22 protein-coding genes are annotated in these 23,156 nt (G+C 31.1%); 2 read left to right on the forward strand and 20 right to left on the reverse strand.

What is annotated here, in order from left to right:
* Window positions 1–3: 3 nt before the first annotated feature.
* Window positions 4–3,312: an amidohydrolase family protein gene (locus tag DK442_RS04305; protein ID WP_109434624.1), complete on the reverse strand. Its 3,309-nt coding sequence runs from the start codon at window positions 3,310–3,312 to the stop codon at window positions 4–6.
* Window positions 3,313–3,402: 90 nt separating this feature from the next.
* On the reverse strand, window positions 3,403–5,820 hold the full coding sequence (locus DK442_RS04310) for a TonB-dependent receptor domain-containing protein (RefSeq protein WP_109434625.1): 2,418 nt from the start codon (window positions 5,818–5,820) through the stop codon (window positions 3,403–3,405).
* Between the two features lie 187 nt (window positions 5,821–6,007).
* Here DK442_RS04310 and DK442_RS04315 point away from each other — a divergent pair, with 187 nt between their 5' ends.
* Together DK442_RS04315 and DK442_RS04320 are read left to right on the forward strand one after the other, a co-directional pair.
* A complete protein-coding gene (locus DK442_RS04315; protein WP_109434626.1) occupies window positions 6,008–7,078 on the forward strand; it encodes a sensor histidine kinase in 1,071 nt (356 codons plus the stop codon).
* A gap of 1 nt (window position 7,079) precedes the next feature.
* The gene (locus DK442_RS04320) at window positions 7,080–7,808 is read left to right on the forward strand and encodes a LytTR family DNA-binding domain-containing protein (protein ID WP_109434627.1); all 729 of its coding nucleotides are present in this window, start codon (window positions 7,080–7,082) and stop codon (window positions 7,806–7,808) included.
* 6 nt (window positions 7,809–7,814) lie between these two features.
* On the opposite strand, the gene DK442_RS04325 is transcribed toward DK442_RS04320, so the two are convergent.
* The 18 genes from DK442_RS04325 to DK442_RS04410 form a co-directional block, all read right to left on the reverse strand.
* A complete protein-coding gene (locus tag DK442_RS04325; protein WP_109434628.1) occupies window positions 7,815–8,387 on the reverse strand; it encodes a YdeI family protein in 573 nt (190 codons plus the stop codon).
* A 9-nt stretch (window positions 8,388–8,396) separates the two neighbouring features.
* Window positions 8,397–9,164: a hypothetical protein gene (locus DK442_RS04330; protein ID WP_109434629.1), complete on the reverse strand. Its 768-nt coding sequence runs from the start codon at window positions 9,162–9,164 to the stop codon at window positions 8,397–8,399.
* A 180-nt stretch (window positions 9,165–9,344) separates the two neighbouring features.
* On the reverse strand, window positions 9,345–10,331 hold the full coding sequence (locus tag DK442_RS04335; protein ID WP_109434630.1) for a VPGUxxT family thioredoxin-like (seleno)protein, type 2: 987 nt from the start codon (window positions 10,329–10,331) through the stop codon (window positions 9,345–9,347).
* 211 nt (window positions 10,332–10,542) lie between these two features.
* A complete protein-coding gene (locus tag DK442_RS04340; RefSeq protein ID WP_109434631.1) occupies window positions 10,543–10,986 on the reverse strand; it encodes a hypothetical protein in 444 nt (147 codons plus the stop codon).
* A gap of 232 nt (window positions 10,987–11,218) precedes the next feature.
* Window positions 11,219–13,372, reverse strand: a complete 2,154-nt coding sequence (locus tag DK442_RS04345) for a serine hydrolase (RefSeq protein ID WP_160114045.1) — start codon at window positions 13,370–13,372, stop codon at window positions 11,219–11,221.
* A 240-nt stretch (window positions 13,373–13,612) separates the two neighbouring features.
* Window positions 13,613–14,665: a S41 family peptidase gene (locus DK442_RS04350; protein WP_109434633.1), complete on the reverse strand. Its 1,053-nt coding sequence runs from the start codon at window positions 14,663–14,665 to the stop codon at window positions 13,613–13,615.
* Window positions 14,666–14,771: 106 nt separating this feature from the next.
* Window positions 14,772–15,314, reverse strand: a complete 543-nt coding sequence (locus DK442_RS28095) for an AraC family transcriptional regulator (RefSeq protein WP_160114046.1) — start codon at window positions 15,312–15,314, stop codon at window positions 14,772–14,774.
* Window positions 15,315–16,085: 771 nt separating this feature from the next.
* Window positions 16,086–16,712, reverse strand: a complete 627-nt coding sequence (locus DK442_RS04360) for a hypothetical protein (RefSeq protein WP_109434635.1) — start codon at window positions 16,710–16,712, stop codon at window positions 16,086–16,088.
* A gap of 398 nt (window positions 16,713–17,110) precedes the next feature.
* Complete coding sequence (locus tag DK442_RS04365) at window positions 17,111–17,872, reverse strand: GNAT family N-acetyltransferase (protein ID WP_109434636.1); 762 nt, start codon at window positions 17,870–17,872, stop codon at window positions 17,111–17,113.
* An 11-nt stretch (window positions 17,873–17,883) separates the two neighbouring features.
* Window positions 17,884–18,273 carry a nuclear transport factor 2 family protein gene (locus DK442_RS04370; RefSeq protein ID WP_109434637.1) on the reverse strand — a complete coding sequence of 130 codons (390 nt, stop codon included), beginning with the start codon at window positions 18,271–18,273 and terminating at the stop codon, window positions 17,884–17,886.
* Window positions 18,274–18,582: 309 nt separating this feature from the next.
* The gene (locus DK442_RS04375) at window positions 18,583–19,164 is read right to left on the reverse strand and encodes an NAD(P)H-dependent oxidoreductase (protein WP_109434638.1); all 582 of its coding nucleotides are present in this window, start codon (window positions 19,162–19,164) and stop codon (window positions 18,583–18,585) included.
* Window positions 19,165–19,176: 12 nt separating this feature from the next.
* Window positions 19,177–19,569 (reverse strand): hypothetical protein, encoded by a 393-nt coding sequence (locus tag DK442_RS04380; protein WP_109434639.1) that lies wholly within the window; start codon window positions 19,567–19,569, stop codon window positions 19,177–19,179.
* 55 nt (window positions 19,570–19,624) lie between these two features.
* The gene (locus DK442_RS04385; RefSeq protein ID WP_109434640.1) at window positions 19,625–20,137 is read right to left on the reverse strand and encodes a DUF2867 domain-containing protein; all 513 of its coding nucleotides are present in this window, start codon (window positions 20,135–20,137) and stop codon (window positions 19,625–19,627) included.
* Between the two features lie 40 nt (window positions 20,138–20,177).
* Window positions 20,178–20,504, reverse strand: a complete 327-nt coding sequence (locus tag DK442_RS04390; protein WP_109434641.1) for a hypothetical protein — start codon at window positions 20,502–20,504, stop codon at window positions 20,178–20,180.
* 54 nt (window positions 20,505–20,558) lie between these two features.
* Entirely contained in the window at window positions 20,559–21,140 is a 582-nt protein-coding gene (locus DK442_RS04395) for a Crp/Fnr family transcriptional regulator (RefSeq protein WP_109434642.1), read from the reverse strand.
* Between the two features lie 41 nt (window positions 21,141–21,181).
* A complete protein-coding gene (locus DK442_RS04400; RefSeq protein WP_109434643.1) occupies window positions 21,182–21,541 on the reverse strand; it encodes a hypothetical protein in 360 nt (119 codons plus the stop codon).
* Window positions 21,542–21,752: 211 nt separating this feature from the next.
* Window positions 21,753–22,235, reverse strand: a complete 483-nt coding sequence (locus DK442_RS04405) for a VOC family protein (protein ID WP_109434644.1) — start codon at window positions 22,233–22,235, stop codon at window positions 21,753–21,755.
* 74 nt (window positions 22,236–22,309) lie between these two features.
* Entirely contained in the window at window positions 22,310–23,125 is an 816-nt protein-coding gene (locus DK442_RS04410) for a helix-turn-helix domain-containing protein (RefSeq protein ID WP_109434645.1), read from the reverse strand.
* Window positions 23,126–23,156: the final 31 nt, after the last annotated feature.

Here is a 23,156-nt window from a genome sequence, read left to right on the forward strand (position 1 = left end):
TTTTTAATTATGTCCGATATGACAACCACATCCTGGGCGCATAAAACTTTGAGATTCTTTATGCCAAGGAAAAGCTTGACTATAGTTCGCATTCTCCCACCAGAATTTACTTCTGTTTTTGGTAGTATTTCCTATTTCATTCATGGTATCCGTATCAAATAACCTACCATTGACCATGGTATATTTTACCGTTTCAGTATTTCTAATACTTTCTAAAGGGTTTTTATCCAATACAATTAAATCTGCTAACTTTCCTTCTTTAAGGGAACCAATATCGTTTCCAGCTCCTATATATTGTGCACCATTTAAGGTTGCTGCTCTTAAAGCTTCTAAGTTTGTCATCCCTCCTTGTTGAAGCATCCATAATTCCCAATGTGCTCCAAGACCTTGTAATTGCCCATGTGCTCCCAAGTTAACCTTTACTCCTTCATCACTTAAAGCCTTACAGGTTTTTGAAACAAGAATATGTCCGTTTTCATATTCTTCATCTGGTACCATAGTTCTGTGTCTAGCACGTGCGTCAACAATAGCTCTGGGGGTATATTTAAGTAATTTTTCATTTTCCCAAACATTATCTTTTTGATAGAAGTAATATTCTCCATTCATACCTCCATAGTTTACAATTAATGTTGGAGTATATCCTGTCTTACTTCTTTTCCACAATTCATTTACATCTTTATATACAGGTGCTACAGGAATATTATGTTCTATTCCGGTATGTCCATCCATAATCATACTCATATTATGATAAAAAGTAGAACCTCCTTCTGGAACAACATTGATTTGAAGTTCTCTGGCTGCTTGTATTACCTGCTGACGTTGATCTCTTCGAGGTTGATTATAGCTTTTTACAGATTTGGCTCCAAACGCCTTGGTTCTACGGATTGAAGATCGTGCATCTTCTAATGAATTTACGACAGCTTTAAAATCTCCATCTGCACCATATAAAATAATTCCGGTAGAGTAGAGGCGAGGACCTACCATTTGACCATTTCGTATCATTTCAGACATGGTAAATATTGATTCTGTATTGGCAGAAGGGTCATGAGATGTGGTTACTCCAAAAGCAAGGTTCGCATATAATTGCCAGTGCTTCTGGGTTGTTAATCCGTATCTAAATCCTCCAACATGAGCATGAGCATCTACAATACCAGGCATAATCGTTTTGCCTTTTACATCATATACTTTTGCATCTCCAGGAACAGATATTTCAGAAACGTCACCTATTTTTTCAATACGGTTATTTCTTATAATGATTGTACCATTTTCTATGACCTGATCGCCTTCCATTGTAATTATTCTGGCATTAGTAAATGCAGTTCGACCTTGTGGTACATCGGTTTTTACTTTTAAATCAATTTTGATCCCATTATCCGTAATATCACCAACTTTTTCAGGAGAATCAGGTAAGAATGTAAAACGATCTTTGATATCATTAGAAAAATATTCATCACCTAATGTCCAGAATACTTTTTTACTATCCTTTGACCAATGAAGATTTACACCTGCATCTTTAGTAATCTGAGATACGGGTACAGATTTAGATTTATTATCGAGATCTACTTCTTTTCCATTGATCACCAAAGGAGCTACAAAAGCTTTATGTAAATTCGTAAATGCTATCCATTTGTTATCCGGACTAGGTACTAATCGATTTGCATATTTGGATTTGACATGTGTTTTTTTATCCTTTCCGTTTAAATCCACAGATTTTAGTTCCTTTGTAAGACTTCCAAAATATGTACCTCCAGTTTGATAAAAAACCCTTTTTCCATTAGCAGAAAACATAGGATATTCACCTTCATCTGTTATTAACTTTGCAATACCTCCAGAAGAAGACATAGTATATATCCCTGTGTTTTTTGTAAAACTCAATCCTTGATCACTATTTCCATTTTCTTTCCTAAAAGTGATCAAACTATTGGTAGAATTAAATACAGGGGTTCTATAAATCCCTTTTTTTGTCGTAAGCTTAGTAGGTGTTCCTCCCGACAATGGAATTTTACTTATTCCGCCTAAATTCTCATCATTCCAGGTGACATAAACGATATGTTGTCCATCAGTAGAAAAGCTAGGTTCGAATTCAAAATCACCAGACTGAGTTGTAAGCCGTTGAGGTTTGCCTTTGGGTAAATGTTTACTCCATAATTGCCCAAGAGCACTAAATACCAGTGTTTTGCCATCGGGAGAAGTTACTACATTACGAATTACCTTTGCAGTAAATTCATCTGGAGATACCGGAGCATTAAAATGTAATGTCTCTGCAATCTTAATATTGGCATCTACTGAAAATGGAATATTAGCTATTTCCTGAGTCTCAATATTAATTTTATTAATTTTTCCTCCCGACCAGAAAACAATGTTTTTATTATCAGGTGTCCAGCTAAAATTAGGATAGGTGCCAAAAATTGCCCAGGCTTGTTGTTGATCTTTATTAAGTTTGTCATAAATAGGCCATTCTTCTCCTGTTTCCAGGTTATGAATGTACAATACAGTTTTTGTTCGTACTCTTTTTATAAATGCTAATTTCTTTCCATCTCGAGATACTTGTGGTCTCGCTGCTCCTCCTGGCCCTCCTGTAACTGTTATGGTTTTCCCAGTTTCGAAATCGTATCTTTTAATAGCATAGATTTGTTTGTTGGCATCTTTGTTATATTGAAAGAATCCACCGGGATACATATCTTCACTGTAATACATATATTTACCATCAGGAGTGATATTGGGTTCATTGACGTCTTGTTGGTCATTTTTTCTTTTGGTAAGCTGTATTCCAGAACCACCTGTGATATGATATTGCCACATTTCTCCAGCACCTAATGACCGTTGAGAAGTAAAATGTTTTCTTGCAATAAGATAATTACCATCAGGCATCCAGGTAGCATTGTTTAATAATCTAAAACTTTCTTTAGTAATTTGTTTTGCATTACTACCATCTCGGTTCATCACCCATATATTATCACCGCCTCCTGCGTCACTGGTAAAGGAAATTTTCTTTCCATCTGGACTAAAACGCGGTTGTACTTCAAAAGGAATTCCTGTACGTAATACTTTTGCTTTTCCTCCAGAAAAGGGGATACTATAAATATCCCCTAAAAGGTCAAAAATAATGGTTTTTCCATCTGGACTTACATCTAGATTCATCCAGGTACCTTCATCAGTATTAAATTTGTGGTCTTTATAATTAAATTCTCCTTTGGGATTAGAAACATCCCATTTTTCTTCTTCTTTTTTATCTTTTTTGTCTTTCTGAGCTTGAGTAGTTGTTACAATTAATAATCCTAATATCAAGAAAGAGATAATGTGTTTGTGCATGATTTGTAGTTTATGTAATCCGAAAATAAGGATTTATCACATAAAATATCTTAAAGTGTTGTTAATGCAATTTTAGTTACTAAAGGAATCCTAAATCCTATTTTTTTCATCTTCAATTCCGGTTTTACGCTTTCTGGATTTTTTTACTTCTTTACTTCCAAAGTTATACGTCAAATTAAAACGAACCTGTCTACTATCCCATCCTCCATTACCTCGTATTGATAGATCTCCAAATCGTGTATCTCCATGCCAGGGAGAGGTGTATAAAATATCATTAAATGCTAAACGGGCAGTCAATTTATCAGAGAAAAAACGTTTTTGGAAGGCTAGATTTAAGGAGCCTAAACTTTTAATTTGGTAAGTCCCTCCCCAGATAGATGGAGAATTAAACCATCCAGAGATTTCCATTTTATAACCTTTTGGCAATGAAAAAGTATTTTGACCATATAGACTTAAGGTATTTTGAGATACAGAAACAAAATCTTGATTAGTGGCTTCAAAAATACTTCTATATGCATTAAGACTATAGTATACACTCCACCAGTTATTAATTTTGGTAGGATAAGATATACTAAGGTTAATAATTTTTTGGTCTGCTACATTTCTGGTGATTATAAAATTTTGATCTTCACCCTGTGCTTCTGTTACTTGTGCAAAATAATCTCCTACAAAACTATAACTTATAGCAGTTGTTAATCTATAATTGTGTGTATGTGATAATTTTATATTATCTGTATATTGAGGTTGTAAAAACGGGTTTCCTTTTCTAAACGATAATTCATTAAGTTTAAATTCGAAAGGATTTAGGTTTTGATAATTAGGACGTTGTATTCTTCGGCTATAGGTTAATGCAATAGAATTTTTTTGATTCATTTGGTAAGTAATACCACCACTAGGAAAAAAATCAGTATAATCTCTTTTAACCCTATCATCGCCTGTATCCTGACGGCTAAATAACTGCCCGTCGGATTTTGTTTGTTCTACACGTAGACCAAATTGTAAATTAATTTTTTTGAATTTACGATTGTAATTAAAATAGGCAGCATATATCTCTTCATCATATGTAAAATCATTACTTTGATCAAGATTAATAATATCCTGACCACTTATTCTATCAAAAAAATCAAACCCGTTTTCAGTATTTATATTAGAATATTTAATACCAAGTCCTAATTTTCCTTTAAGAAAATTTTGTTCATAATCTGCTTTTGAAGTAAAAATAGTAATGTCTATCGGAGTACTAAAAAAATTGGTTGTTTCGCTTTGTAATTCGGTTTCATCTCCGTTAAAATATTGATTAGGCTGTAAGTTTGTTCGATCATTATTATATTGTCCATAATCCAAATCGATATTCATACTATATCCCAGGGTATCGCTATAACGGTAGTTTGCATTGGCGTATAGGTTACTGGTTTGTGTATCAGAATCACTACCTGCAATTAAAACTTGCTCGGGGTTACTATTACCTTGACGAATAATTGGTGTTCTGGAATCAGTATCTGATATTACATTGTTAAAATTTCCGGTAAGAATAATACCAAAAGTAGATTTTTTATTAGCAAAGTAATCATATCCTAGTTTTAGATTATTACTGTTATTATCATTTACAGTTTCTGATTTGGCATCAAAAATAGTATTGTTTTGTGTTCTAAACAGATCAATAAAACTAAAACTCTTTCCAAAACGATTACTATAGGTTCCGAAGAAGTTTGATTTCTTATTCCTGGTGTTAAAAGAAACAGAACTGGTATATCGAGCAAAGTCACCATAGGTAATACCTGCACTTAGAGAACCATTTGTACCGAGAGTTTTATCTCTTTTTAATTTAATATTGATGATACCTGCATTTCCTTCGGCTTCATATTTTGATGATGGTTGTGTAATAATCTCTATAGCTTCTACATCACTGGATTGAATGGTTTTTAAATAGTTCGTGAGATCCTCTCCTCTAAGTACAGAAGGTTTGTCGTCTATATATATTAAAACTCCGGTTTTTCCTTCTACAATAAGATTATCATTATTATCTACAATAACACCAGGGGCCTTACGCAAAAGCTCATAACCAGATGTTCCGCTGGCACTTAATGTATTTTGTACATTAAAAACAGTCTTATCTGCCATGACTTGTACGATTGGTTTTTCTGCAACCACAGTAACTTCATCGAGGCTTTCTGTTTTTATAACAAGACTAATTCTTCCTAAATCTACATCTTTGCCTTGTATTGTAATCAGAGCGGTAGTGTAGTCTGTAAAACCAAGACTTGAAATAATACCCTGATAAGTTCCATCTTTAATGTCTTCAATATTGAATTCTCCATTGTTATTGGTAATTACTCCCGTAATGAATTCTTTGTTTGAAGATCGAATAAGAGATATTGTGGCAGCATCAACAGGTTTTGATTGCTCATCCAGAACAATACCTTTAATTGTATTTTGTGCTTTACTTATGTTCATCGATAAGAACACAAGAACAATAATTAGAATAAATTTATTACTTTTTCCGTACATGATTGATTATTTTTTTGTTTCGACAAATTTGAAAAATGAAACAATACTAGTCATGTAGAAACCGATGAGTTGACTATTGTCCCGTTAAATGGGAAAAGACAACTCGTCTGGATATAAGACAATTCGTCGAAATATATGTAAAGGAGAAATGTATTAGTTTTAGTTTTGTATACGATAATACATAATTATGAGAAAACCATTTTTAGAAAGAAAAGTTTTTGGCATCAGAACGGTAGAACTTATCGCCTTTGTTGCAATTTATGTGTTTTTTGCATTTGCGTATCACTTAGCGATATGGGCGAATAGAGAAGGGTATAATAAAGAGGAGGATTCTTTATTCGACCTTATTAATTTTATCGATGATGGTGGTTTAGATTATCTACTGAAACTTATTATTACTATTCCTATTTGGTGGCTTCTTTTTAGGGTTTTAAAGAATTGGTCGATGAAAAGTAAGCTATTATTGCATATTGTGTTATTACCGTCTTTTATCATTGTATGGCAGCAATTGTACTATTCCATAAGTGATATATTTGGATTTTTCTATTTGGATGGAGCAGGACGAACATGGGATTTCTATATTCCTGCGCTTTTTTATATACTTCAGTTTGGAATATTTCATTCGTACCAGTATCATATTGATAATCAAAAAAAAATAGAATTAGAAGGTGAATTACGTGCTGCAGCCTTAAAAAGTGAATTATCAGCATTAAAGGCTCAATTAAATCCACATTTCTTGTATAATATATTTAACACAATTAGTGCTTCTGTACCTCCTGAAAATGAAAAGACTAGACATTTGATAGCAGAATTATCAGATTTGTTTAGGTATCAGTTACAAGCCTCTCAAGTTGAAAAGGTTCCTCTAAGGGAGGAATTAGATTTTGTAAAAAAATATTTGACACTAGAAAAAGAACGTTTCGAAGAACGTCTTCAAATAAAGATTGACGTGGCAGAAAATGTGATGGAAGAAAAAATACCACCTATGCTATTACAACCACTGGTTGAAAATTCTATTAAACATGGTCTTGCTTCTCTGATAGAAGGAGGTGAAATATCTATTTCAATATTCAAAAAAGAAGATAAACTTCATTTTGAGATTGGGGATACTGGTATTGGTATTAAAGACAAAGGAAAAGTATACGGAAAAGGTATTGGACTAACTAATACCAGAATGCGTTTGGAAAAAATGTATAATTCTACGCTTAAGTTAAGTGATAATACACCACAAGGACTAAAAATTAATTTTACTATATAAAATGAAGAAGGTAATCATTATAGATGATGAAGCTGCAGCAAGGAAACTCATCAAAGAATATCTAGCTGATTTCCCAGAGTTGATCTTGTTAGGAGAAGCTAATAATGGAGTTGATGCGGTTAAAATGATTAATGAGTTTAAGCCAGATCTTGTATTTATGGATGTACAAATGCCGGGAATGACTGGATTTGATGTACTCACTCATATTGATGAAATTCCTCAGATTATTTTTTCTACTGCATATGACAAATATGCATTGCAAGCCTTTGATGTACATGCAATCGATTATTTATTAAAGCCATATACCAAGGAAAGGTTTAAGGTAGCAATAGAACGTTTAAATTCATATACAGGTGAAAATAAGATTAGGCCTTTGGCAGAAAGCTTATTAATGGATCAACCAAAATACCCCGAGCGAATACTTGTACAGTCTCAAAGTAAGTTAATTACTATAGCTGTAGAAGATATTATACGTATTGAGGCCTATGGAGATTACTCTAAATTAATAACAGATACAGGGGTATATCTAAGTAATTTTGGCATTTCTGCATTAGAAGAAAAATTAGATAACGCGATTTTAATCCGGGTGCACCGTTCTTCAATTATTAATTTAAATAAAGTAAAAGAGTTAAATAAATATACCAAGAGCTACGATGTCGTAATGCAAAATGATGAAGTAGTGCGGGTTAGTCGAGGATATATGGATAACATAAAACGATTAATGTTTTAAAGGATATCACCAATTCCCTCTTGATTTTATATTAGCTTCACAAAATTTAATAATCTCTACAATTCGCTTATCACGGGTCTCTTGACGTTTTGCGTTATAGAGCCAATAGAGATAACTTTTGCGATATCCTTTTGCAAAGTTTTGATAATTCTTGAAGGCTTTTGGATTTTGAACAAATGCATGTTTTAGATCTTTAGGAATAATACCGTCTTCGACATCATCCAGAGCAATCCATGAACCATTTTTTTTTGCAGTGTCTATACTCATTAATCCACTTTCATGCATTAAATTGTTTTTAATTAAATCTATAATATGAGTCTTATTGACTTTACTCCAAATACTTTTAGGCTTACGCGGACAGAAATATTGTCTACGACGTTGATCATCTAACCTTTTAACGGTAGAATCAATCCAACCATAACATAAAGCAACTCTGACTGCTTCTTCCCAACGCATGCTGGGTTGTTTACTTTCTACTTTATAAAGAATTAAGTATACCCCTTGAGATTGATTATGGTTTTCATGGAGCCAGGCACGCCACTCTTTATCGTTTTTAAAATATAGTTCTGGTTTATCCATAGGAATATATTAGGGAGTTATAATATAATTAACTTTGTCAACTCCGGTATTTCCGGTCTTTGGGTGATATGCATATACAATAAGTTCATAATTCCCTGTAGAATCAACATTTATAGAGCCTTCGAAGAGATTTGGAGAACTTACTTTAAGAGGAATCTCCTGTATTTTAGTACCATCTTTTTTTAATATTCCTTTTACTTCTATTTGATTTGCATCCCAAAGCCCACCATCGCTAATCGTACAACCACACATCATTACAATGTTGGATTGTATACTAATACTTTTTTCTTCAATGGATTTTAGCGAAATAAACTGATGTGTTCTGGGGGTTAAAATATCGATTACAAAACCCGGGATTTCAATAATAATACCATCACCTAATATATCTTTTCCTGGGATTATCCATAGTGTAGTTGATCCTGATACCGTAGCTTGTTTTTTATTTATAGGAGCAAATACTTCTATACTTACAAAAACAGGTTCTGATATATCTAATTCAGCCAAAAAACCAGAAGTTTTATCATCTGTAATATTGATATTTCTTTCTCTTGGTGTTTTCATGATAAGGCTAGTATCTCCAGTTCCTCCTTTGGTCTTGCCTTGAGAAAGAATCTCGCCAGTACGTTGATTACGTATAATGATATAAGCACCTCCTATAGAATTACCAATAAACTTGGCATCCTTGGCTTTAGCTCGTACCATTATTTTAGTTGGAGTTGCAAACGAGTTAAAATTAAAAAAGGTCACAAAAAGAACTAATATTATTTTCTTAATCATGATGATTAGTGTTTTGTTGTATTATCTAAGCTAAAAATAATAAAGTTTATCGTATATAGAGGGGATGAAGAAGTATAAAAATATCTTAAATCATGGTTTAAATACTTAAGGATATTTAAAGAGATAATAGCTATTTGTTATATTACCATAGAAAACCTTTTATTCCCTAACATGATAGAATCATTTGTTGTTTTTTCTATCCCAGGCAGATGCGAAATCTTTATTATACAATACTTCTTTTTTTGTATTCGTATTATTGATTTGATTGAGCCAGATTATTTGTTTAGGGCTCAAATATTTTTTAGGTGATTTCTTACTTCCTAAGGCACTATTAATTTTTGTTTTCTGCAATTCGGTTAAAGGTAAATATTTATAATCTGTATGTTGTAAATAGTATTGACGATCTTTTGAAGCAATATGATAAGATCCATCATTAAGAATTGGATAAAAATCTACTTGCTTAGCATACGCATTTAGTTCATTCTTGTTTATTAATTGTTCGTCGTATTTTACTTTTACAACTTCATTATGACCAATAAACCCTGGTTCTGTAGTTAATACACCTTTGGCATTACCTAAATGTTTCTCTCCGGTCCAGAAACAATACATTTTATAGTATTTTTCTTTAATATTATTATTTTGCGATGAGGCAAGTTCTGATCCCAATAACTTCATATATTCTGGAATATGTTTTTTTTGACTTTTTAATACATTTTCCATAGCATTATAAAGTGCAATTGCAGAATAATTACGTGCTACTCTTTTTACTATATTTTCACCTTTTGTATTAACAATTCTTACTACAGGGTTATTCCAACTTGGTTCATTATATCGTTTTAGAATTTGTGCATCTTTGCCTCCTTTATTATTATAAATTGCCAAAGGAATGAATAAATCTTCTATGGCCTCAACCATTAAAGGATGACTTAGAACATTATGTCCATAGTTTCTACAGGTAGAGCACCCCGGAACTTCCTGAAATAATATAAGAACTTCTTTTTTTTGTTTTTTTGCTAATGCTATTGCAGTGTCATAATCTCTATACCAGCTTACTTTCCCTAATTCTATACTTTGATTTTTTGGAGATGTTTTTTCTTGTGAACTTACATGCATACAAAAAACAGAGAGCATTATATATAAAGCATGTTTTAAAAAAGTATCGATCATAGATGAAATTTTGAGAGTTATTCTATAATATGCTTATGTACTATGTCGTTATTTTGTTTTGTTTTTTACAACATTTATGAAGAATTATCTATTTTTCACAGGATATACCATAAGTTTATAATAAAATGGGAGGGAAGGCATAGGGTACAGATTTGTATGTACAAAAATGTCCCTAAAATAGGGACATCAAGTTTAAATATAATAATTAGCCTTATTCAATTCTTTGATAAAACAAACCTGGACCATCACAGGCTGCCCAGGTTCCTGTTAATTTGTTGTTTGTATTAACTCTAATTAGTTCTTTGTGTTCTGCTGTACAATTTCCTATGAGGACATTATTCGAAGGATATAATAATTCGATATAAGTACCATCTGATAGTGTTATAAATTTATAAGTACCTGTTGCTTCAGTTATTTCCGAATTAACCTCTCTTGATTTAATAAACGTTTTGTTGGATTGTAATATATAGTATTCTTGCCATTCCATATCATTTCCTCTAGTTGGAGGAACATTGGCAATGCTTCCAGTCATTTCGATTAATTGCCATTTTTGAGGGTATTGCTTAGCATCAAATTCTGTAGTTGTCGATTCATCATCATTTGAGCAAGAGAATAGAATACAGATAGAGAATACAGTAAATATTATTTTTTTCACAGTTGAGTATCTTAATTTAATTATTAGATGCAATATTTATATGATGGTTGCGCCAAGGTTGCAAATCATTTCGACCTGTGATATTAGATAAACTAATTGTTCAAATTCTTTACAGGTTATTTTGGTTCTTTGTTTGGCATCCAAGGAGTAAGATAGAAATTAAACAAAAGATAAGTATACGATTCATATCATACATAAGGTTTTTATGATCGTGATCGATTATAGAAAATTATTATAGTTTTTTCTTCTGTTGCTTACCTGTAATCAAATATTCTACAAGATCATCATGTAGTATTTCTCCTGTATTACTATTCGTAAAAACCACGAATCCCATATCTAAATCCTGATACATTACAGCAAGGCATCTAAAGTCTCCATTATTACCACCATGACCAAAACTGGGGCCAAATGGGGTTTTTTGCATGTGGATACTCAAACCAAAATAGTCTTGCCATTCTTTTGATCTGGTATCCTTTTCATCTTTGGGTATCTCAGTCTGTACTTTAAATATTTCCTGATATGTTTCAGCTTTTAACCCTTTTTTATCAGATAATCCTAATAAGAAATTAGTGAATGTTTTAGCTTCGGTATGCATACTCCAAGCCATACCAGGATTACTTGGCAAAGTAGTTTGAGAGGGTAGGTTATCAAAATGCCCATTGGAGACCACTTTTGCCAGATAGTCATTTTTTGAAAAGTAAGTATTTTCTAATCCTAATGGAGTTAATACTTCTTCTTTGAGTATTGTATTTATATCCTTACCTGTAATATGAACAACAACTCTTTTTAAGTATTCAAAACCTTCTCCAGAATATTGATATTTTGTCCCGGGAGTAAATTTTATATCTATTTTACCATCTTCATTCATCCATGCCCAATTAGGAAATCCTGTCTTATGACACATGACATGACGTGCCGTGATCAATTTATATCGATCATCATGTGCGATATCTTCAAAAGCTAAGTATTCATATAAAGGTTTATCTAAATTAATAATTCCTCGTTCTACTAATCGCATAACAGCAAAACCAAAAACAGGTTTGGTAATAGATGCAGCTTCAAATAATGTTTTATCATCTACTTTTTCTTTAGTAAGTGTGTTTTTTACTCCATACGTTTTATGGTATACAACTTTACCATCTTTGATTAATGCGAGTGAGACTCCAGGGATTTGATAATGCTCTTGATATGTATTAATGAACTTATCAACCATTACTGTTTTATTTGTGTCAAAATCATGTAATATTCCTTTTCCTGGTATTATATCAGGATCAGGGACTACAGAAAGTTGAAGAACCGGAGCATCTATTGTTTTATTAGCAATTACGGTTACATTAATATTATCATTTTGAGTGTTAATTCTAACTAATTTTTCATCTCTAAATTGACTTTCATCTGAGTAGAATAGTTTTTTTGCAGGAGAGATGATGTATTCACCTGTAGGAATATCCAAAGTATAATTGCCCATTGAATCCACTGCTGTTTGTACCCAAAGATCAGAGTTGTTTTTAGCAGTAAATCGAATTTGATTGGGATATTTCTTTAGTTTTGCATCTTTCCATGCAATTTTTCCTTGTATTGTACCTGTTTTTTCTTTTTCCTTCATTAGAATTACATCTCCTAATCTTCCAGGAGCGCTACTTTTTCCTCCGCCATTTCCCCAGGCGATAAAGGAGTTAGAGTTCTTATCATCATCTGCGTCTTTATCGATAAATACATGGTCAATCCCTATTGATTTACCAACTTTTATGGTATTGCTTAAGTTCACTTTGCACTCATAAATAGTCGTAGTGCTTTTTCGCTTAGATATAATTTCTATGTTATCCCAGCTGGTTTCCTTTTTTGATGGATCCCAACTCACGGATTGATCGTTAGTATCTTTGTAATGTTCGCTAAACTGATACAAATCAACACCAGATCCATTAGGAGAGTGTTGTTCATCTATGTAAAAATTAAAACTGTCTTGTGTATTCCAATCTGATTCATCAGATGTGTCAACAACATGAGATTCATCAGTGACAACAACAATAACGTATAATGCTTTTTCTGAAATGTTATATCCCACATTGAAATATGCATCAAAATCGTTTTTGTTTTTAAGATCACCACCATATGGGAATTTATTGATAGGATAACGTTCCAGGTCTGTAGGCCAGTCAGAAATATCTCCGTCAATTTTAATATTAGAAATGGGGTATGCATAGGCAATAGCCCCATTAGAAATTGTAACCAAATCTTTTGAAGATGTATTTGTTGGTGTTGAACTACCAAAAATCACATTGGTGAATAATAGTGTGATTAGCACTGTAAAAAAGATTGGAATATTTGTATGTTCGTTTAATTGATGATTGAATAGACGAGTAAGAGAATTAAAGTGTAAACCCATTGCGATTAGTTTTTTAAAATGAATAACTACATTCTTTAAAAAGGTAATGTATAATAACATTACCTTTTCTATAGATACTGTGATTTAAAAAATGTTACAGTTTTGTTATGCAACTAATCGATTTATACAAAAATAGTTATGTTTTAAACTGTTTTAACTAAGAACCAAATAAGAAAACCCAAGAAGTTTTTGATTAGTAAATTAGCACTAACAATTAATTTCATATAGTTTTCAATAGTATTATTCTTTTACAGTTTCAAAAAATGCTATTGCTCGAATTATTTTTTCATCCTTTGCTAAATCCTTAAAATTATCTTTTTTGATAACTTCAATATCTGGAATAATGTATTCTCGATACTTATTATTTACATCAACAATATAAGACATAGTAAGGGCTATTTTTGTATTAAAAGGAAGCTCAAAAACGTCATTACCTGTTAGGAAACCATAGCTTTTTTCTCCAATAAAAATTACATTTTTTCTATTCTTGAAAGCGACCGCTATATCTTCCCCTGCACTACCTGTCATTTTACCAATGATAAGTGCTACAGGTATCTGTAAATCTGGTGGAGTAGAAATGTTTACTTTGGTTTTTAAAGTTTTTCCAGAATAAAATCCACCATTTTCTAATCTATTCGTATTAATCTTCGCTCCATTTATATCAACTGAATTATAAACAATATTATCTCCTAACAAATTGTACAAAGCTGCTAACATTACATAAGCATTACCCCCAATATTGAAACGTAAATCTATCACCCAACCTTTGATAGTTTCTTTTTTCTTTAATTCAACGATCTTATCATACATTTTTTGTGTTTTGAGGTTGAGTGAATCTTGAGACAAATTAATCAACAACATTCCAGGCATATTTATATAACCAATATTTTTATTAATAAGTTTAACATCAAAATTGAACCCAGTTTCATTTTCTAATGCTCTTAAAAATTCGATGCTGAAATCATCCTGTGATAAGGGGGTATTTAAAGTGCTTTTATAAGAGTCTTTCTCGGCAAATAATTCACAATGATTGCAACCTATAGTATCAAATAATTTAGTCGTAGTTTTTAAAGATGTCTCAAAATCTTTCGCTTCAAATGCATTTTTAAGAGTGTATGCCTTTATATTATCCCAGTCTATTTCTTTACGGTTTAAGTACTTTGATTCTAGATTATTTAATAAATCATTATAAAAAAATGCGATACTGTCTTTAATGGTTTTCGGCTTATCTTGACCATATACATTTGTAATTAATAATAAACTAAATAAAATACCTTTAAATATTGACTTCATAATTTTAAGTTTTAATAAATGATTATATGAGCAAAGCTAATTTTGGAATCACTTATTTTTGTTAAAAAAGAAGAGAAGAATGTCCAGAAAAAAAATAATGGACGTATTATTTTTTATGCATTACCTTGTATTGGGTGGGTGTTATGCCGGTAACTTTCTTAAAGACGGTGTTAAAAGAAGACTTAGAACTAAAGCCTGCACTTTCTGCGATAGCTAAGAGTGTATATATATTTTGGTTTTCAGATATCAGTAATTCTTTTACTTTTTCAACTCTATGTTGATTTATGTAATCTGAAAATGACATATTAAATGATTCGTGTATATATGAAGACAATTCTTTTTCGGTTGTTTCTAATAAATAAGCCAGATCAGCCACTTTCAGGTTTTTATTTGTAAAAACTTCTTCTGTTTTTATATAATGTTCAAGTTTTTGCGCAAATGGATTTATAGGTTGCTGTTGCTCGGTGTTTTTTTGTTTTAGGCTAAAACTATTAAATAAGAATTTTGATTTTGTCAATGTTTCTAAACCTACCCAATAAATATAGATCGTATTTATTACTAGAATAATTAGGTATAGTTGTCCATTATCCTGTAAACCGGTAAGACTCATAATACTTTGATGTAGTAAGTTTACTATTGTAATAGCCATAAATACGTAGGAAAATTTTAAGAGCCACCTCCAGTTTTTTCGCGCTGTATTAAAACCTTTGATTTGCGTACTGGTTCTTTTTAAGAATCGTATAGCGAAAAAAAGTAGTAGAAGATTAAAAATTAAATAAACAAATTCATTATAAACAAAAAATCCTGTTTTGTAGACATTCAAAAAGATATTTTTATCTATACCTGTATGAAGGTTTATATACCAGTAAGTTCTTAAAATAGTATAAAGTAAAGCTGGTAGAAATAAAAAATATTCATGTTTAGCAATGATATTTTCATCTTTAGATATTTGAGATTTTATGTAAAAGTAAAACCCTACTCCGATGAGGTATTTATAAGGAAAAGGGAATGAGGTTATGGGGATACCGGCAATTACCGTTATCTGCATAACAAGAAAATAATATATAAGATTAAAGAAGGATAAAGAGAAAAGGAATAATACAAAATAACCAAGCGCATTTTTGTTTACCTTTTTTTTAATTAAAAAAAACAGACACAATGCAAAGCCTTGAATAGCTCCAAAAAGAATTATGATATTTATTAACGAATTATCGATTTTTTTCTGATGTTGAAATTTTTAGGACGGTAACCTATAGTACTGCATTAATATATTATTAATGTTTTGTCTAAAAATTACTTTTTTTAATCAATTCATTTTTTTATTTGTTTTTAGTATAGATCTTAAATTCCAAATTTGTTTAAGAGCAAATACATGCAATGTTGAAATGCTTAGAATATAGTCAAATAGATAAAGTTGAAGTTATAGTTTGTGAGCAAAAGTTTTAGTTGTTTTGTCAATCAAATCTTTCTTTTTTAAATCATTATTCAGTTCTGCTTCTAATGCTGTTAAACAAAAAAATAATGAAAAATTCGAATCGTATTTAGATAGTCCGATTAATTTATCATTCCATGATTCGTCATCAAATTCTTGTTTGTATTTTTTTTTAAGTTCTGCAAAAAAGTGTTTAAGATTCATGTTCTTCATCCAATTAGGGATAAAATATAGTCCAGTTTCTTTTGCAAATTGATTTCTAATAAAGGCCTCTTTTTTTGTTGTTTTACCAAAGTAAAACCAAAAATATATAAATAAAGAAATAGAAATTAGGGAAGGTATAATCAGCCACTGCCATTCACTGTTTTCAAAATTTCCAATATAGGCTCCAATTGAAAAAAAGGTTAAAACACTTATAATTGGTCTTATAAAGGCAGCAATAATACTTGTTTTATTTGTCTTAATTTCTACTCCTTTTCTTCCTCTAGGAAGCATATCTGTTACTAAAGTTGTTGTCATTACATAAATAGGAACAATAAAACAAAAAACTTTTGTTTCAATACATTGCTTATTTTGACTTTTAATTTGTCCGGTAAAAACTGTTCCGAATATCATTTATTTAGTTTTCTAGTTCGAATGCTAAATATATGAATAGAATTAAGGCGAGTATATCTTAACAATCATTTTTTTGTACATTTCTATTTTATATTAAGTTTTACTTTTATGTTTAAAGTTAGCAAGGAGTTATTGTTTAAGTGCAAATTTTACAGCACTCTTAGCGTGAATTTTTTGCAGATAAGTCTAATTTCTCTTTACACTTTTATGCTTTTGAATACAGACTTTTTTTAATTTACTTTGCTACGATTAAATACGAACTTTTAAAATCTATGACAAAATTTATTAGGTTTTAAAAATACTAGGTAATGGTTTGTGTGGGGTTAGTTGAGAAATCAGTTGTGATTTTCAGATGTATTGGGAAATTAAGTATACATGATGTTGTACTTTTCATTATTTTATTTTGACATATCCAGTTCCTTTTTCAAAATAGTTCTGAATCGTGTCGCGCTAATATAATGGTCTTCTAGTAACTTACCATCGTGCAATAGATTGAAAACTCCAAATCCCGAAGGGGCCATTTTTGCTTCTTCTACTGTGTTTATTTTGGATACTTTCAAATCTACACCATAATCCATTGCTACGTTTAGTATTGCTACTGCAGACTTTTCGTTCCAGGGACACTGGTCTGCATAAAGTAAATGCCAACCTTTGTACTTTTTTTGTTGATTGGTCCAATTGTAGAATTTAGGTTTTTTAGCGCTGCTGTTCCATGTTTTTGAAAGAAGTTCAAACCTATCTTTTGCTTCGAGTTGTTCAAAACCATTGTTTTCAAAAAGAGTTTTATTAGCCAGCCAACCACCTTTACTCGTTATTACGCATAAGCCATCCATTCCCTTGGTTTTTGCCTCTTTTTCAGCATCTTCAATGAGTATTGATCCATAACCTTTATTCCGATCCTTTTTAGCATATATATAGGTACAATGAATAAACATATAGTTATCAGCATCTATAGGTCTCCATGCTTTTATGGCTGGAACGTATTCTATAAATCCAATCATTTTGTCTTCATCATTTTTAAGAATTTTTATTTTTAGACCTTCTTTGTAGCTCTTTTTAAACCACTTAAGTTTATCTTTAAATCCTTGTTTTTGGGTGTTCTTTATGCAGAAGAAAGTTTCTTTTACAGCATTTTCTGGTGTTACCTCTACTAGTTTCATAGTTTCTGTTTTTATGATTTTATAACGGTAGCAGTACGCACTGCAGGAATGTCCCAGGCTTCTTTGATCAAACCATCAAAAATACTCCATACGACAACGGCGTCAACTTCCATTTGATTACCTTTTAATAGCATAGTGTCTTTGACATGCACGACAACTATTTCATCTCCCATAGGAGTAATAGACAGAGGATTTATCTTAAAGGTACCAGTGGTGAGATCAGATAATTTTTTAAAAAAGTCCATTAAACCAGAAAGACCGAAATAGTCTCCTTCTAAGTCGGGCAATTCTGGGTTAAAATAATGCCAAACAAAGTCTTCTGCAATAACTTCGGTACTTGCTACTAAGTTGGTAAGGTCAAGTCTTTTTAAAACCTCGATATTTGGATGTTCTTTGTTCATAACATTAATTTTCAACTAGTTGTTTTGTAGCGCGAAAGAACTTTAAAGTCAACACATTATAAGTAAAAAAGTTATAATTTATATTAGTATTATGTTTTTGATTTAAATACTAAATCTACTATCTATCAACTATTTAAAAAATGATATAAATCACAAAATATTTCTTTTAAGATTATTACTCTTAAAATGGTTATGAGATAAATACAAATTGATTGTCTCTATTGAGAATGAAGACGGTTTATACATTTAAAACTTAGGTTTGACACTTCTTCCATTGTTACTTATATACCACCATGTTGTAGCGAATTATTATTTGTTCATTAACCCTAGTTTTTCGACTTTTTTTAGCCATTTGACTCTAAATTCTTCTTTGGATAGTCTTATTGGTCCTATAGTTGTAATTTGTACTTTTTTTACACCTATAAAATTCATTGTTAATTTTTTCATGGCATTATGACTAGGACTTCTATAGAACCATTTGTAATACCAACTTGGCTGATCTAAGGTGCAGATTATTCTAGCCGTTTTGCCAGTGAAACTTTTATCCCACCACAAAGAGTTTTTTCTTTTATTAAAAGCAAATCCAGGAAGTAAAACTCTATCTAAAAAACCTTTCATAATTGCAGGTACAGAGCCCCACCATACAGGATAAATCCATACCAGATGGTCAGCCCATTTCAATTTTTTTTGAGCATTTAACAAATCTGGCTCCAGTTCTGTTCTTTTTCTATATCCAAATTGAAGGTTTGGGTTAAATTCTAAATCTCGAATTATTATCTCTTGAATTTCAGTACCAGAAGTTTGTACTCCTTTTTTATATGCTTCTGCTAATGCATTATTATAACTTTCCTTATCTGGATGGCCAATGATTAGTACTATTCGTTTATTCATCTTTTGTTATTTTTAGATTCCTAGTAGTGTTAAAATTCCAATTACTAGGAAAACTACCCATCCAGGATGTTTTCCTTTTGTTCCGAATAAAACCAGAAAGGAAGAACAAAACATTGCAATTGCAATTGAACTTATTATGAATTCTATCAATTCAGCATTTAATATAGTTTGCTTAAGTGCTATTTTTATTAGTATAGCACCTACACACCAGCCAAAGAAAGAAGCTATATGCCAAGTAGCCCAAATAATTCTTAGATGCCTTTCTTTAAGGTCAGACTTTACGATTGTAGGTATTATTTTTTTATTATTTTTTTTGTGTTGAAAAATTAAAAGTTCTCCAAATATTGAATGAGATAGCCCTAAAATAAAACAAAGGATTCCCGCAATAAACAAATGTGCATTCATATTTAATACATTAGGATTGACTATAAATTTGATGAGTAGAAATATCAGTATAGTTTTAGTTTGAAATACGTGTATTGCTATTTTTACAGGCGTTTCTAACCATTTTTTTTACAATTAATTGATGAAAAGGTTTAACAATTGTCATATATATTTTACCCCATCTTTTATTATACTGTACTATGGTAGAAACTTTAATGTTATAGGTTAGTTCTTGAGAATTAAAAACGCTGACTCTAAAATTGAGATGTTTATCATTTGCCCCAAGAATAATTTCATTACTCATTATTTCATAAATCTTAAAGTACCCTATGTAACCTCCTACTTTAAAATCAGTGTTATAATCTGAAGGTTTTTGAGTTTTTAAATCGAAAATTTTCACAATTGTATTTCTAAACTTCATCATAATTGTAACCCAATTAGGAAAATTGGCAAATATCATATTTGTAATTTTCTCTAAACTATCTAAATGATTGGTTGTAGCGTAAGTGTCTGAATAATCGATTTTATTTAATGTCTTGTTAATCAGACTTGTATCAGGGGTGTTTTCTAAAATGACTTTTGTATTCATAACCGGTAATATTGCTTATAGTTGTTGTGCAGGTAGAGGATTAGAAAAACTTTTTCATTAGCTGTTCGAATCTTGAGCCTGTTAAATCATCTTCTTTAAATAACTTAAACAGGGTAAAACAAGCAGGTACGGTTAAATAAAATGTGCAAATGATGAAAGTAGCGATGCTACAAAAAATAGCTAAAGTTTGAGCACCGATTTGTCCTACATACTTTTGTTGTTCGATAAAATAAATATGAACAGATAATGAATATTCATAAAAGCGTATTGAAACTTCATATACTAGCCAAGCTGGATAAAACCATTTTCTAAATGGTATCCACCATTTCCCCCAAATTGATTTCGATTGTTCGTTATTTTCTTCCATTTTTAATCTTTTTACAAAGGTTATTTAAATGAAAGAAGTTTCATTTGATATAAATCAAATTCGAATTTTGGGATTTCTTATCCGGCTCAGGGTCTCGAGAGTAATTCCTAAATAAGAAGCAATATGTGTAAAAGGAATTCTATTGGTTATATCAGGATATATACTTAATAAGTGTTTATACCTTTCTTCGGCCTTATTAAATTGAATTGTATATAACCTTTCGCATAAACCTAACATAGTTTCAGTCACTACAATACGGATAAAGCGTTCGAAGTCATGATGTTTATTAGTAAGGCTGTCTATTATGTCTTTCGAAAATTCTAAAACTTTTGAATCTTCAACAAATTCAACATAATGTGGGCTTGGTTCCTCGCTAAAAAAACTAACAATTGGTGCCATAAACTGATTTTCGAAAGTGAACCAATCTGAAATATCTTTGCCGTCTTTCAAATAATAAGCTCTTGCGCAGCCTTCCACTATTAAATAGGCCTTTTTAGAATATTGACCCTCTCTAACTACAATCTCTCCTTTATTGAAAGTGCTAAGTTTTGAGTTGATAATGAATTCTTTTTGACATTCGACGGATAAAGGTGAATATATTTCACTTATTTTATTTAAGATTTTCTCACTATCCATTTTTCTAATTGACTACAGTATACCTTTTTTTATTTTTTCCGTTATCCTTTCCCAATAAATTTTGTTTGCAAATAAAACTCTCCGATGATCCAGAGTACAATAAAAATTAAAGAAACTAGCAATGTTTTATTCATTTGATTTGCATTTTTTTCAATCAGATATTTTAATTGGAATATCATTAACCCGATTAAAATCAGAGGGATAATAAGTCGGGAAAAACCATATTGCTCTTTTGTTAAATCATAGTAACTATACATATTTCCCCAAATTCCATTTTGGCCAGAAATAGTTGCGTAAAAAATCCAACCATAAAATGCTGTAAAAAGACCAAATATTGGAATAGTAATGATTGACAGCATCCAATGATAAGGCTTTAGTGTTTTATGTATTTTGATTTCCATTTAGATTCTGATTGGTAAATAGTAAAGAATACCAAATATATGAATTGAAGCAAGGCAAACATACCTTAACCAATCAATTTATCTACTCATTTTTATTTCTTATTAAATTTATAAAAATATAGTACTATTGCAAAAAGAAAATACCTTTTGATTTCAAACTAAACTTTGCTCTGATTTTATGTATAATACAAAGCGTTTGCTTTTTCTTTGTTTAGTTTAAGGAATTTAGACCGAGTTTATTCCCTTCAGTATCTAAAAACATGGCAAAAAATCCACTTTCATCTGCGTGTGCAGTTTTTGGGACAATGACTTTTCCTCCGTTTTTTTCGACCTTATCAAGAATATGTTGAAGATTATTTCCACCATTAAGGTATATGGTCACACCATTTGTTGAAGGAGCGTATCCTTCTCCTTTTATTATAACTCCTGTAACCATTTGTCCTTCATATGGAAATATTCCCATTTCCATTCCTGGTATTTCCATTTTTTCAATGTTAATACCCAAAATAGCTTGATAAAAACTGATTGCTCGTGAAATATCTGTTGCAGGAATTTCGAAAAGAGAAATAAAACTTTGCATCTCGTTTGTAGTTTGTTCTACTGGTAAATCTTGCTTTTCTTCTTCTGGTTTGGATTTGTTTTGGCTGTTACAAGCCATAAGACACAAGGCAAGTATTAGTATTATTTTTTTCATTTGTCTCAATTAGTTAAACACTACAAAATTATCTTTTATAAAGAAACAGAAATTGTAAAAATGCGACACTCGATCTATTTGTAGAAAAGAGCAGAAAGAGTCATATTTTCATTCCCTAAAAACTCTTTTGGGCTAGTTCCTGTAAACTCCTTAAAGTCTTTAATAAAATGGGCTTGGTCATAATATTTACTTTCGTATGCAATATGAGTTAGACTTTCTGTTTCTGTGTTAAGTAATATTTTTAATGCGGTTTGTAATCTAATGACTTTGCCTAACTGTTTTGGACTAACTCCAATTTGTTTTTCAAACTTTCTCTCAAGTTGTCTTCTTTTGGATAAATCATCTTTAAGAATTGTTTTTATTGGTGCATTTCCGTTTGTAGATAGTAGTGCATTAATAGTTGTTTTTACAATATTTTCAACCGTCGATTTATCATTTAACCTTTCCAGAAGAAATACTTCTATGATTTCTATTCGTTGTTTAACACTCTTTGCATAGATTATTTTTTGTTCTAGTTCTTTAGCTATTTTTTCTTCAAACAATACTTCTAACGGAGTTTCTTTATTAGCTAAGTTTTTAATTGGCTCAGCTACAAAATTTGCAAATCCGTATGGATAAAATCGGATTGCGAATGTATTCACATATCCTGTTGGTTCTATATAAAATGGTTTAATGGTTTGCCCAAGTATCATTGCACGAGGCTGTAATATAAATTCATCCTCTGAAGTATATCGTTTTATATCATCACCTAGAATAAAAGCCATTTCAATACAACCATCAGGAACGATTCGCTGTTTTTGCGAATCATTATCAGCAGGAACTTCTAAAGTCCAATAACAGCTAATTAGGGATTCTAAATCTGGATGCGGCTGAAATGTTTGATAATCCATTGATAGTTTGTTTTTTTAGTGACACACAATG

It is taken from the genome of Aquimarina sp. AU119 (assembly GCF_900312735.1).
In the GTDB taxonomy this organism is placed as follows: Bacteria; Bacteroidota; Bacteroidia; order Flavobacteriales; family Flavobacteriaceae; genus Aquimarina; species Aquimarina algiphila.